General features: G+C 57.1%; 11 protein-coding genes. 6 read left to right on the top strand and 5 right to left on the bottom strand.

Features of this window, described 5'->3' with window-relative positions; genetic code table 11:
* Positions 1-249 precede the first annotated feature (249 nt).
* From OR573_12475 to OR573_12465, 3 genes are all read left to right on the top strand, one after another.
* Complete coding sequence (locus OR573_12475) at positions 250-1,170, top strand: LysR family transcriptional regulator (protein XGA79307.1); 921 nt, start codon at positions 250-252, stop codon at positions 1,168-1,170.
* Positions 1,171-1,296: 126 nt separating this feature from the next.
* Entirely contained in the window at positions 1,297-2,295 is a 999-nt protein-coding gene (locus OR573_12470; GenBank protein XGA79306.1) for a glutathione S-transferase family protein, read from the top strand.
* 419 nt (positions 2,296-2,714) lie between these two features.
* On the top strand, positions 2,715-4,439 hold the full coding sequence (locus OR573_12465) for a DEAD/DEAH box helicase (GenBank protein ID XGA79305.1): 1,725 nt from the start codon (positions 2,715-2,717) through the stop codon (positions 4,437-4,439).
* A 105-nt stretch (positions 4,440-4,544) separates the two neighbouring features.
* On the opposite strand, the gene OR573_12460 is transcribed toward OR573_12465, so the two are convergent.
* Positions 4,545-5,285 carry a glutamine amidotransferase gene (locus tag OR573_12460; GenBank protein ID XGA79304.1) on the bottom strand — a complete coding sequence of 247 codons (741 nt, stop codon included), beginning with the start codon at positions 5,283-5,285 and terminating at the stop codon, positions 4,545-4,547.
* 76 nt (positions 5,286-5,361) lie between these two features.
* Between OR573_12460 and tpx the strand changes: the two genes are divergently transcribed.
* A complete protein-coding gene (gene tpx, locus OR573_12455) occupies positions 5,362-5,862 on the top strand; it encodes a thiol peroxidase (GenBank protein ID XGA81740.1) in 501 nt (166 codons plus the stop codon).
* Here tpx and OR573_12450 read toward each other — a convergent pair.
* On the bottom strand, positions 5,859-6,542 hold the full coding sequence (locus OR573_12450) for a type 1 glutamine amidotransferase (protein XGA79303.1): 684 nt from the start codon (positions 6,540-6,542) through the stop codon (positions 5,859-5,861). The two genes, tpx and OR573_12450, sit on opposite strands and share 4 nt — an antisense overlap.
* 57 nt (positions 6,543-6,599) lie before the next feature.
* Complete coding sequence (locus OR573_12445; GenBank protein XGA79302.1) at positions 6,600-7,610, bottom strand: amidoligase family protein; 1,011 nt, start codon at positions 7,608-7,610, stop codon at positions 6,600-6,602.
* A 200-nt stretch (positions 7,611-7,810) separates the two neighbouring features.
* Between OR573_12445 and OR573_12440 the strand changes: the two genes are divergently transcribed.
* The gene (locus OR573_12440; GenBank protein ID XGA81739.1) at positions 7,811-10,027 is read left to right on the top strand and encodes a mechanosensitive ion channel; all 2,217 of its coding nucleotides are present in this window, start codon (positions 7,811-7,813) and stop codon (positions 10,025-10,027) included.
* On the opposite strand, the gene OR573_12435 is transcribed toward OR573_12440, so the two are convergent.
* Together OR573_12435 and OR573_12430 are read right to left on the bottom strand one after the other, a co-directional pair.
* Positions 9,944-10,375: a hypothetical protein gene (locus tag OR573_12435; GenBank protein ID XGA79301.1), complete on the bottom strand. Its 432-nt coding sequence runs from the start codon at positions 10,373-10,375 to the stop codon at positions 9,944-9,946. The two genes, OR573_12440 and OR573_12435, sit on opposite strands and share 84 nt — an antisense overlap.
* A gap of 95 nt (positions 10,376-10,470) precedes the next feature.
* Positions 10,471-11,493 (bottom strand): DnaJ domain-containing protein, encoded by a 1,023-nt coding sequence (locus OR573_12430; GenBank protein XGA79300.1) that lies wholly within the window; start codon positions 11,491-11,493, stop codon positions 10,471-10,473.
* Between the two features lie 223 nt (positions 11,494-11,716).
* On the opposite strand from OR573_12430, the gene OR573_12425 reads away from it, so the two are divergent.
* Positions 11,717-12,406 carry a CBS domain-containing protein gene (locus OR573_12425; protein XGA79299.1) on the top strand — a complete coding sequence of 230 codons (690 nt, stop codon included), beginning with the start codon at positions 11,717-11,719 and terminating at the stop codon, positions 12,404-12,406.
* Positions 12,407-12,432: the final 26 nt, after the last annotated feature.

Here is a 12,432-nt window from a genome sequence, read left to right as displayed (position 1 = left end):
AATAACAGCAAAAATGTGAATAAAGGTGAATGTGGCGCTTAATGTAGTGTCAGCAAAGTGCCTGCTTTATCACCACCGACACTACCTTCCTTCATCACATGATGCCTTTGGTTAACTTTTGCGCAGCGGTCTATTTTTTTGCTGTGTTCGACGGCCGAATCACCATCTGAACGGATTTAATGGCATTATGGTGCGAGTTTTTCGAAAATTAAGCGCAAGGTTTTGCCGTAAAGCGTCGAGGAATTCGAAATGTCACGAGTCACACTTGCCCAATGGCAGATGTTGGCCGCTGTTGTAGACCACGGTGGCTTTGCCCGCGCGGCGGAAGCCATTCATAAAAGTCCGTCAACCCTGAACCATGCCGTTCATAAGCTGGAAGAGCAGCTTGGTGTACAGGTGCTTGAGCCAGTAGGGCGCCAGGTGCGTTTGACCGAAGCCGGTGAGCTGCTGCTGCGCCGTGCCCGGCAGTTGATTGAAAGCTCGGCCTCCCTTGAGGATGTTGCTGCCAGGCTGGCGTCCGGGCTTGAGGCGGAAATTGTCGTTGCCATTGATCAGACCTTTCCTGAATCAGCGCAGGCCCGAGCCCTTGAGCAGTTTTCAGCAGAATATCCTCAAGTACGGGTGCAACTGCATGAAAGTGTACTCAACGGCGGGATCGAAATGCTGTATGACGCCCGCGCGGATCTGGTGATTTCCGGGTTGGAGGCTCAGGGGTTTTTGGGTGAGCCTTTGGTCAACGCCCGTTTTATAGCGGTTGCCCATCCGGAGCATCCGCTTCATCAGCTGGGGCGGGCGCTGGATTTGCGTGATCTGGCGCAGTACCGCCAACTGGTTGTGCGCGACAGCGCCCTGCGTCAATCGGCTAACGCGGGCTGGCTGAAGGCCGAACAGCGTTGGACAGTCGGGCACCTGCATACATCTCTGGATATGGTCAAGCGTGGGCTGGGCTTTGCCTGGCTGCCGGAAACCCGCATCGCCGAGGACCTGGCTGCCAAACGCCTGAAGCCACTGCCTCTTACGGCAGGTGCCATACGTGAAGTGCCCATCCAGATAATCTTTCGTGACCGTGATCGGGCGGGGCCTGCCGCTCATGCCATGGCGAAAGCGCTGAAACAGGCGGTGATAAAATGTACGCCGCATGATTCGACTGAGTCGAACGTTACACCGTAAAACATGCGCTTGTGGCCTTCCGCAGCATGGGTATGCTGAACGCCTTGAGATGTTGTCTTCTGGGCGCTTTTGTTTAACGGGAGCCCGCCGTTGGCAATATCATCCGTTATATTCAGGAGGCGCTCCATGGGGCTTTTGGTTGAAGGTAATTGGCAGGATCAGTGGTATGACACCGACAAGCACGGCGGTGAATTTGTGCGCGAATCCGCCCAGCTACGTGATTGGGTAGGTCGTCATGCACCGCAGGGTGTTAACAGCCACCCGGCAGAAGCCGGGCGTTATCATCTTTACGTGTCGCTTGCCTGCCCCTGGGCGCATCGGGTCATGATCATGCGCGTACTCAAAGGGCTTGATGATCTGGTAGGCGCCTCCCACGTTAGCCCGCTGATGCTGGATCAGGGGTGGACCTATGAGCAAAGCGAAGGGTCAAGCGGTGACCCCATCAATGGCGTGAACTTTCATCATCAGCTTTATACCCTGACCGACCCGCACTATACCGGCCGGGTTACCGTGCCAGCGCTTTGGGACAAGCAACGCAGCGTGATCGTCAATAACGAGTCCGCCGATCTGTTACGCATCTTCAATCAGGCCTTTGATGATATTACCGGCAATCGGCTGGATTTTTATCCGCCTGCGCTGCAAGAAGACATTGATGCGGTCAACGCCGATGTCTATGAACACATCAACAATGGCGTGTATAAATCAGGCTTTGCCACTGAGCAGTTGGTGTATGAAAAGCACGTGACCGCCTTGTTTGATTCTCTGGAACGCATGGAGCAGCGTCTGGGTCAACAGCGTTACCTGGCTGGTGAATGGCTGACCGAAGCGGATATTCGCCTCTTTACCACCCTGGTACGCTTCGATGCTGTCTACCATGGCCATTTTAAATGTAATTTAAAGCGCATTGAGGATTACCCCAATCTCTCCAATTACCTGCGTGAAATCTATCAATGGCCGGGTGTGGCGGAAACGGTCAATATGGATCATATCAAGCGCCATTATTACTACAGCCATGAAATGATCAACCCTACGCGTATCGTGCCGGCAGGCCCCTTGCTGGACTTTGACCGCCCCCATGACCGTGCCCGCCTGGCCGGAAAGGGCGTCTGGCAGCACAGCGACTGATCCACACTTGCACGGCAGGCGCGTAAAGAAAAGCCATCGTGCTGGCCAAATGATCAGCACGATGTTAGTATGCGCTCTCCTCGCATGTGTTGACCCCTCCATCATGACGAATGCCTGAGTACAAACGTTCAGGCTAGCGCAGAGCCTCCCCGAGAGCGCTCATTGATGTGTGAAGATGGCGCGCCGCTGAACAGACTCATTGTCTGTTTCCAAAGCTGGCGCAGAAGGTCGCCACAGCGGTCAGCCCGCCAACGCGGTTCTGGCTGTCAATGCTTGGTGCGACCGGCGTCTCCGACTCCCTATAATGCCTTCTGCCGCTTGCAGTTGTGCTGCATGAATCGAGTTCTGCTCGTCATCGAGTCAGAGACGCTTTTGATGTTTTTTTGCCGTTTATATATCGGCCTACCAAGGTGTGATTAATGACCACGACTTCTGTCGATTCGCCCGCTGTTGGCGAAAGTTTTGGCGATCTGGCTCTGTTGCCTGCCGTTTTGTCTGCTGTTGAAACTCTCGGCTATAAAACGCCGTCACCTATTCAGGTGAAAACTATTCCCGCGTTGCTGGAAGGCCGCGATATGCTGGGCCAGGCTCAGACCGGCACCGGCAAGACGGCTGCTTTTGCATTACCGCTGCTTTCACGTCTGGAACTGACCCGTCGTGAGCCCCAGGTGTTGGTAATGGCGCCAACCCGTGAGCTTGCGCAGCAGGTAGCTGCATCGTTTTCAAGCTATGGCCAGAATCTGAAAGGCCTGGAAGTGGCCATCCTGTGTGGTGGCATGGAATACCGCGAACAGATGCAGGCGCTCAAGCGTGGCGCCCAGGTTATCGTCGGTACGCCGGGTCGTATCATTGATCACCTGGACCGTGGCAGCCTCAAGCTTAACGGCCTGTCAGCCCTGGTGTTGGATGAAGCCGATGAAATGCTGCGTATGGGCTTCATCGATGACGTCAAGCGTGTTGTTGCTGATACGCCTAAAGACGCTCAGCGCGTGTTTTTCTCGGCGACTCTGCCGACTGAAATCGAACGTATCGTCAACCGTTACCTGGTTGATCCGGTTAAGGTGGCGATTGAGTCGCGCACCACGACGGGTGAGAACATCGAGCAGCGTGTCGTGCGTGTCGATGGTGGCGCCAAGCTGGAAGCCCTGGCGCGTATTCTTGAAGTCGAGCCGGTTGATGCGGCTATCGTCTTCGTGCGTACCCGTGCTGCCTGTACAACTCTGGTTGAGCAGCTGACCGCCCGTGGTGTCAACGCCGCCGGCCTGTCAGGTGATCTGGATCAGAGCCTGCGTGAGCGCACTATTACGCGTCTCAAGCGCAGCAAGGTTGATGTCCTGATCGCCACTGACGTGGCCGCGCGTGGCCTGGATGTGTCGCGCATCACCCACGTAATCAACTACGATCTGCCGCAGGATTCCGAAGCCTACACCCACCGTATCGGGCGTACTGGCCGTGCCGGCCGCAGCGGTATCGCGATTACCTTCGCCGGTTTCCGTGAAGCCCGCAAGATCGGTTGGATGGAACAGGCGACCGGCCAGAAAATGAGCGAAATGCCGCTGCCGGACGAGTCCGCTATCCGTGCACATCGTGATGAGGCTTTCCATCAGCGCGTCATCGCTGCCCTGACCAAGGGTGCCGACGAACAGCGTGCTCTGGTTGAGCGTCTGGTTGAAGAAGGTTACGACCCGATTGAGCTGGCCTGTGCATTCTCTGCCATGGCACGTGCTGATGAAGCACCGATTGGCCGCTTGCAGGCACCCCGCAAAGAGCGTGCCCCGCGTGAGCGTGCAGGTGGTGCTGGCGAAAGTCGTGGTGGCCCGCGTCGTGAGCGCACGCCGTCTGAAGGCATGACCCGCTATCGCGTATCAGTTGGCCATAAAGATGGCGTCAAGCCGGGTCAGCTGGTAGGCGCGCTGGCCAATGAAGGTGGCATTGAAGGTGCGCGTATCGGGCGAATCGATATTCGCAACGCCTTCTCAGTGGTTGAGCTGCCAAGCGGCTTGCCAAGCACCATTCTGACCAAGATGGGTCGCGCCCGTGTTGCCGGTCGCCCTCTTGAAATCAGCGAAGACAGTGCGCCCGAGCGTGTGCCCCGTCGTCGCCCGGAAGGTGGCGCGCCGGTACGTCGTCGCGAAACAGCTTGATCCGCTAACGCCTCAGGCTGATAACGCCCTCGCACTGAAAAGTGCGGGGGCGTTTTGGTTCCAGCAGTTGGCTACCGGCTTATCATCCCCGTCCTGCCGTCTGTTCTAGGCGTCGATAAACGCCATAAAGCGCGTCAACAGCCCAGTGGCTTCCGGGGTTTCCTGCACTGAGCGATGCAGTGCTTCGGTATCCATGCCTTGCTGCTGCAGCGCCTCGGTCTGATGTTCCAGATAGGCACGCATTACCGCCGGAGTGAACTCAGGGTGAAACTGCACGCTCCACTGGCGTGGCCCGTAGCGCAGTGCCTGATGGGTATCATGGGTATTACTTGCCAATACCGTGGCGCCCTCAGGCTTTTCAAGCACTGATTGTGCGTGAGTAAGGTGCGCGAGGAAGCGCATGGGTAACTGGCCAAACAGGGCATCGGCCTGGCCTTCTGGGGTGAGCTGGACGGCATGAGTGCCTGATTCGCGCCCATCAGGATGGTAATCGCTCAAACCGCCAAAAGCTGAGGCCATTAGCTGATGGCCATAACAGACGCCGAGTATCGGAACGTTGGCGCTTAGTGCCTGCTGTAGCCAGGGTTTCAGGCGTTCGCTCCAGGGCTCGGCGTCACTGACCATGCTGTGAGAGCCGGTAATCACGATACCAGCAAGGGTAGCGGGTGCGGGCAGGGAAGGCTCTCGGGGGGCATTGAGTATCTCCAGCCGCATACCTGAAGGCAAGGCTGTTGCCAGCTGATTTTCAAATAGCGTCTCGAAATCACCATGAGCAGCGATGACATCGGCAAAGGCATCGCCGGTTTTGACAATCACCAGTGTATTGACAGCAGGAGGTAAGGGCATGGATATTCCTGTATGTTACTTTAAGTGCCAATCAACCATTCAGGCCTGAGGCCTGAACCCACGCAGAGAGTCAATGATGCCATATGTAACGCGCGGCGGTGAGCCGATGGAAGTCAAAGGAGATGTACCCGCAGTTGGGCAAAAGGCGCCGCCCCTCACCTTGACCAACACCGACCTCAAAGATGTGACCCTTGAAAATTTTGCGGGTCAGCGCAAGGTGCTCAATATCATCCCCAGTGTGGATACCCCCACCTGTGCGGTATCTACCCGGCGCTTCAATGAGCTGGCCTCTGCCCTGCCGGATACCGTGGTGCTGGTGGTATCGGCAGACCTGCCCTTTGCCGCCAAGCGCTTCTGTGGCGCTGAAGGCCTGGATGACGTTGAAACCCTGTCGACCTTTCGTCATCCCGAGTTCCGCGAAGCCTGGGGCGTTGCCTTTCATGGCAATGTGATGGAAGGGCTATGCGCCCGCGCCGTCGTGGTGCTGGATGCCGATAATACGGTATTGCATAGTGAACTGGTGGCCGAAGTGAAGCAGGAACCTGACTATGACGCTGCCCTGGCCGCGCTGAGTTAATCTTCTGAGTGTGAATGACGCCGCCTGGCCGCTTCCACCAGGGCGCGGATCAGGCGTTGTTGAGGGCGGTTGAAAATCAGCCATTCGGGGTGCCACTGCACGCCTATCAGAAAATCATGCGCCTGGGATTCAATTCCCTGCACCAGACCATCCCGATCACGGGCGACAATTCTGACGCCCGTGCCCGCTGCATTGACGGCCTGATGATGCAGGCTGTTAACCCGACACCAGGTAACGCCAAGCAAGCGGTGCAACTGGCTATCGCCGACGATATCCACTGTCTTGCGGGGGAGAACCGTACGCCTGCGTTTAAGCCCCTCGTGAGTGGTATGGATATCCGGATCCAGGGTGCCGCCAAGATGAACATTGATCAGCTGAGCGCCCCGGCAGATGCCGAGTACCGGCGTGTGCTGAGGAATAAAGCGTTCGAGTAGCGCCAGTTCCAGTTCGTCACGCTCAGGGTCAACCCGCACATCCAGCTGCACTTCAGCATCATAAAGGTGCGCCTGAATATCATCGCCGCCACCGATAATCAGCCCATCCAGCTGTGTTGGCCTGGGGCGCTTGGGAGATAGTCTCACTGGGCGCCCGCCATGGCGCCATACGGCAAACCAGTCAAAGCACCAGGCCAGGCGGCTTTTGTGGTCAGAGGTGGTAATTCCTATCAAGGGGCGTGGCATTAAGCAAAGCATCCTGTCAGCGAGCGAAAAGTGTTAGCTGTCTGGTGGCCGGCTGCCCTAGCGGCGCTTTTGCCACCAGTGTTGCAGTCTGTCTGCCCAGCGTTTGTAGAAGGGCCGCTGTTGATCGCTAATGTAATCGGCACAGCGCTGCCTGAGGGTATCGCGGTCAGCGGCCAGTTTTTCAACCTCTACCCAGCGGTTCCATTCGCTGACTGACCCCCAGCCCGGTTCAGACAGCTGGGCGTTGGGCAGCCGGTAATGAAAGGTGGGGCGCGCCTTGGTCAGCTTGCTATGCAAGAGTTTATGGGGATGGTCCGGGCGTAAGTGGGCAAACAGTGGCAGCATATCCAGCTCGCGGTTACGCGTTGGATTATAGTGAAGGTAGTCGTCAATCAGGCCATCCAGATCAGGCTGATAGTCGGCCGCCAGCACCTTCAAGGCATATTCCTTGGGGAAGGGGTTGGCATGCGGCAGTACTTCACGGGTAATGTCGACCTTGATCTCTTCGCGCAACCAGGCAGCCAGCAGCAGGTAAGCCCGTAAGATGGATAGCAGGTAATCGGCGTCCTGGCTGGCGACTTCCGGGTTAAGGTGTAAGCCGAACCCGTAGAGCAGGCTGGCATCGGTGCCTTTGGCGCCGTGCTCGCGCAAAGCATCGAAAAGCCGATCAAGCTCGTCCAGCTCATCCCATGGAACTGGCGGGCAGACAATTTCGGTGGGTACTAATCCGGTGACCACATCACCTATCAGTTCACGGGTTTTCTGGTGGAACTCTACCCGGAACTGGTGCTGCTGACGCGCCCACTCGGTATCCAGGGTTTCATGCTCGTTCAGCACGGCGTCATCGGGGTGGGCATACTGGGTGTCCAGCTCTATGCCAAATTCGCCCCAACGCGTATCACCAACATGCAGGCGATGAGGGCTATCAACCTGTATAGTGCCACCAAAAAGCTCGCGTACAAGGTTGGCAGTGTCGCGTGGTGGCAATCCGGCAAATTCAACTTCAACCCCTACGCTGCGCGTTTTCTGGTCGCTATTGGCGCCCATCGGTGGTGCCGTTACTGTCATCTCTTGTTCCTGTGAGCTGAACAAATCATGGCTTCAGCCTATCATAGACCTCAGCAAAGCAAGACATGCTTTTGAGTGCCTGCGTTTAAGTGATCACCTGTTAGGAGATATTCGTGCGACTGCACAAAAGAATAACCCCGTTGGCCAGCTTCCTTGGTCTGCTGATACTCAGCCTGATGACAACGCCGTTGCACGCCCAGATGGTGTCGATCCCTGGGTTCAGCACCACTGAAGTCCAGGAGGAAGAGGTTACTCAGGCAGAGTTCCAGCGCTCGCTGGATGATGTGGTTACCCTGCTGGAAAGCGATGAACAGCGTCAGCAACTATTGAGCTCTTTAAAAGAGCTGCAGACCGTTAATGCCGCTACACAAGAGGAAGTGATCAGCCGCCAGGGGTTGCTGGGGGCATTGGCGGAAACCCTGACAGATATTGGTGAGCAGGCTCAGGAGGGGGGCTCGCCTCAGGAAAAATGGACCCAGCAACTCAACGATGGTCTGGAAGACCTGCAGCAGCTTGGCAGTAATGCCAGCTTGAGCGAGCTGGCCAAAACCGCCGCTGATGGCCTGGTACTGGGGGGCGTCTGGGCCATTCTGCTGATCGTGATGATAGCCATAGGGCGCCTGATTGCCACCCGTAAGGGGTGGCCGCATGACCTGCCCCGCGACCCTAAAGGTTGGCTGATGGCTGTGCATTTTCTGCGGCGGATGCTGCCCTGGGCGCTTTCTTTTGCCATTGTGCTTGGCCTGGGGCAATTGCTGCCTGCAAGTGCTGGCAGAACGGCGGCGCTGGTATTGGCCTATGTGTGCCTGTGCGGGCGGGCGCTGTCGGTGGTGTTTGAAACCGTGATAGCTTTTTTCAGCCGTGGCCACCGCTTTACCGCCGTACGCCTTCTGCAGCTAAAAGCGCTGCGCCGCCTGTTTGTGATTGGCGCCCTGATTGCCCTGGGCGATGCGGTTAATTCGAGCCGCCTGGTCGATATGCTGGGTGGAGAGCTTTCCAACCTGGTGTCGATTTTTGCCAACATGCTGGCAGCGCTCATCTCTGCGCGGTTTATTTTCAAGTTCAAACGCCCGATACGTCATCTGATCTGCAATCGGCCCTATCATCTGCGCCGCGATGCCAGCACAGCCGTGGAAATCAGCCGTGCCCTGGGCGGGCTCTGGCATATTCCGGCGCTGCTGCTGGTAGGCGGTTCACTGCTGGCAATCTTTATCTCGGTGGGGGATGTGGGAACGGCGCTGGCGCGTTCGATTGTGTCCGCCAGCCTGCTGGTGTTGACCCTGGTGATCACCGGGTTGTTAAGGCGTCAGGCAGAAAGAATCGGTAAACATCGTCACCGCCGGCGTACCAGCCAGTATCGCAAGCGTCTTGAACGCTTCGGGTTCGTGCTGGGGCACATTGTGTCCTGGGTGATTTTCGCTGAACTCTTTATGCAGGTTTGGAGCAGTTCGCTGTTTGGCATTGGCCATCAGGGGCTGGCTGGAGCAGGCATTGGAGAAGCGCTATTGAGCCTGGGGGCCACGGTGTTACTTGCCTGGCTGGTGTGGATTCTGGCCGATACGGCTATTCAGCGGGCGCTGATCACCTCGGCGGGTTCGCGCGGTCGGCGGGTTAATCAGGCCCGTGCCCAGACAATCACGCCGATGATTCGCAATGTGTTACTGGTCACTATTCTGATCATCGCCAGTATTGCTGGGCTTGCCAACCTGGGGGTCAACGTGACGCCGCTGCTGGCCGGTGCCGGTGTGATTGGGTTGGCGATCGGTTTTGGCGCCCAGACGCTGGTACAGGATCTGATTACCGGTATTTTTATTGTGATTGAAGATTCGCTGGCAGTTGATGATTTTGTCCAGATCAATGGTCATATGGGCACCGTCGAAGGGTTGACCCTGCGCACCGTGCGCCTGCGTGATCTGGACGGCATTGTACATATCATTACCTTCAGCCGAATTGATTCCATCCACAATATGTCCCGCCAGTTCGGTATCGCCTTGATGAAAATCCGCATTCCTTTTGATATGAAAATCGACAGCGCCATCAACCTGATGCAGGAAACCGCGCTCGCCTTGCGGCAAGACCCGATGATGCGCCACTACATCTGGTCGCCGCTGGAAATGCAGGGGGTCAATGGCTTTGAAGAAGGCTGCCCGATCCTGCGGATGCGCTTTAAAACCGCTCCGGAAATGCAGTGGGATGTGGCCCGCGCCTTTAACCTGCTGCTCAAACAGCGTATGGAAGCGCAGGAACTCAACCTGGGAGCACCACGCCTGAGCGTCAGTATGGAAGGCCAGGCGGCGGCTGGTTGGCAAGCAGCGGATAGCCCGGCCAGAGCCTCAGGCGCTCGCCAGCCGCATGCCCCAGGCGAGCCCAGCGGCGAGGCTCATGCCAGCGACGGTCAAGAGGGTGGCGACCAGTAAGCCGCTGTCCCGAAAGCGCTGCCAGCGGTTATAAAGCATTGCCGCACGGCTGACCCGCTCGACCAGATCATCCTGGCAGGAGCGGGTCTGATCCGGAGGCAGCGAGAAATCATTGGCAACGCTGCCTTGCCAGTGGGCACCGTGGGTTAACCCCAGGCGCGAGCGCAGTTGGCCGATATCGCTGAGGGTTGTGTGCAGCTGGTCATAGGCGAGGCGGTGCTCGGGAATGCCAAGTACCGCCGCGGCATCCTGTTTCAGGGCATTGTGCTGGCAGTGCTCAATGGCCTTGGCAATGGCCTGTTGGCTGGCATCGGGCGGCAAATCAAGACGCTGATAAAGGTCACGCATGACGGGCAGAATATCCGTTCAAAAAGGGCGTTAGTCCACGACTGTGAGCAGATTCCATGTTGCTGTGCGCCTTCCGGGAAATCAAGAGTGATCGTTCAAGAGCGCTCTCCGCGCTGGCTCAGATAATCATAAGCATTTTTAATGCGTTGAAAGCGCGCTGACGCCAGAGCAATCTGCTGATCGCTTTGTGAAAAGAAGCGATCAGGATGATGCAGTTGGGCCATCTTGCGGTAAGCGCGGCGAATCTCACTGCGGCTGGCCCCAGGCCGTAACCCCAGCACGGCCAGCGCCCTGGCTGTCCGGTCAGTGGGGGGCTGGCGAGCGCCGGCCTGCTGCGAATGCTGCTGATACTCTTTGCGGTGCTTTTCATGTTGCGCGTTTTCTTGGTGCGCTTTTTCACGTCGGGCCTTTTCCTGGCGTTTTTGTTCACGCCGGGCCTGGGCCTGTCGCGCTTTTTCCTGCTTGGCCTTTTCTCGCTGCGCACGTACTGCTGCTTTACGATCAGCACGCTCCTGACGTTTGCGCTGTTTATCAGCGCGACGCTGTTGGCGTTCATGTTCGCGTTGCTGTGCAGTAGCGGCGGCATCGGCACGGGCTTTCTCAGCTGCTGCTTGCTGCTGGGCCTGGCGTTCATCGTGGTGTGGATCGTATTGGCGCCAATAGGCCTGGGTGCTCATATCGCCTGGTGCTTCGAGGCTGGCGCCGGTGAGTTCTTTATACAGAGTCGTCAGGGTTTCCGGTGTGATACCCAGCAGATCGGCCAGAAAATGCAGAATATAGTGGTTGGCATGGCAAAGGTTGCCATTGTCGCCGGCCAGTGCAATGGCCTGCTGGATGACCTTCAGGCTACGGGTCGGTGAGCATTCACGATGGACAATCTCGGCGGCCAGCTGAATAGCCTGCATGTCTTGCTGGTGGGCAACCTGCATGACAGGGCCAAGTTCGTGGCCATGACGAAAGTGGGCGCTTACCTGAGCCAGGCGTCGGCGACGTTGCCCTTCGCTGATATGCTGGCGCTGAACCAGCACCCAGGCGAGTAGCAGCAGGATTGCCGTATCCACCTGGCTGCGGCTGTTGAGCAGCAACAACTCAAAAGGGGAAAAACGGGCAGTCGACATTCCCAGGCTCCAGAGCAGCGGGGTAAACAGCTCGCAATGGTCGCCTGATGGATGGCAGATGGCAAGCCGGATCTGAAGAGAGACAAAGACTGCGCCAGATCAATAACCAGGTCTATTTGCTGGATGAAGATGGCAGAGCCCTGTCAGGCGCGCTAACCTGAGGCTATGATTCATGTTTTGAATCTGCGATTGGATTCATACTGCACAAACTGAGGAGTGTCTAATGCAAGCTGTCGATATTATGACCAAAGATGTCATCAGCGTGGGGCCACAGGAAGAGGTCAGTGCTATTGCCAAACTGCTGCTGGAACACCATATCAGTGCTGTGCCGGTGGTCGATGAAAGCCATCAGGTTGTGGGCATTGTCTCTGAAGGTGACCTGATGAGGCGCATTCAAAAGGAAGGCGGTAAAGAGGCGTCCTGGTGGCTGTCTCTTTTCGCGGGCCATAAAGACCCCGCCGACTACGTCAAGACCCATGGCCGCAAGGCGGAGGAGGTCATGACCGTCAACCCCATGACCATCGAGGAAGACACGCCGCTACACAAGATTGCCCGGCTGCTGGAAAAACATCGCATCAAGCGGGTGCCCGTGGTCAAAGAAGGCAAACTGGTGGGGATTGTCAGCCGCGCCAACCTGCTGCAGGGCCTAGCCACCGAGGCTGCCGTATCGGATAGCGCCCTCAAGGATGACCGTGCCATACGCGAGGCCATTCTCGATGAGATCGAGAAAAACACTGGCGTCAGGTCTGCTGCTATCAGTGTGACAGTAAGTAATGGGGTGGCCGAGCTATGGGGGCTGATTGACTCCAGCGACCAGCGCAAAGCCCTTGAAGTTGCTGCTGAAAATACCCCTGGCGTGTCGCGGGTAGAAAATAATCTTGGCTATGCACCACGCGGTGTAGGTGGTTACTAAGCGCAATTGATCGTATAACAGCCAGC

Source organism: Halomonas sp. CH40, from assembly GCA_041875495.1.
Classification (GTDB): Bacteria; Pseudomonadota; Gammaproteobacteria; order Pseudomonadales; family Halomonadaceae; genus Vreelandella.
The sequence above is the reverse complement of the archived record's forward strand: the minus strand, read 5'-3'. Positions and strand labels throughout refer to the sequence as shown.

What these genes read in the sequence shown, in the direction of transcription:
- OR573_12475 (XGA79307.1), top strand. Translation starts at nt 250, where the DNA reads ATGTCACGAGTCACACTTGCCCAATGGCAGATGTTGGCCGCTGTTGTA.
- OR573_12470 (XGA79306.1), top strand. Translation starts at nt 1,297, where the DNA reads ATGGGGCTTTTGGTTGAAGGTAATTGGCAGGATCAGTGGTATGACACC.
- OR573_12465 (XGA79305.1), top strand. Translation starts at nt 2,715, where the DNA reads ATGACCACGACTTCTGTCGATTCGCCCGCTGTTGGCGAAAGTTTTGGC.
- OR573_12460 (XGA79304.1), bottom strand. Translation starts at nt 5,285, where the DNA reads ATGCCCTTACCTCCTGCTGTCAATACACTGGTGATTGTCAAAACCGGC.
- tpx (XGA81740.1), top strand. Translation starts at nt 5,362, where the DNA reads ATGCCATATGTAACGCGCGGCGGTGAGCCGATGGAAGTCAAAGGAGAT.
- OR573_12450 (XGA79303.1), bottom strand. Translation starts at nt 6,542, where the DNA reads ATGCCACGCCCCTTGATAGGAATTACCACCTCTGACCACAAAAGCCGC.
- OR573_12445 (XGA79302.1), bottom strand. Translation starts at nt 7,610, where the DNA reads ATGACAGTAACGGCACCACCGATGGGCGCCAATAGCGACCAGAAAACG.
- OR573_12440 (XGA81739.1), top strand. Translation starts at nt 7,811, where the DNA reads ATGGTGTCGATCCCTGGGTTCAGCACCACTGAAGTCCAGGAGGAAGAG.
- OR573_12435 (XGA79301.1), bottom strand. Translation starts at nt 10,375, where the DNA reads ATGCGTGACCTTTATCAGCGTCTTGATTTGCCGCCCGATGCCAGCCAA.
- OR573_12430 (XGA79300.1), bottom strand. Translation starts at nt 11,493, where the DNA reads ATGTCGACTGCCCGTTTTTCCCCTTTTGAGTTGTTGCTGCTCAACAGC.
- OR573_12425 (XGA79299.1), top strand. Translation starts at nt 11,717, where the DNA reads ATGCAAGCTGTCGATATTATGACCAAAGATGTCATCAGCGTGGGGCCA.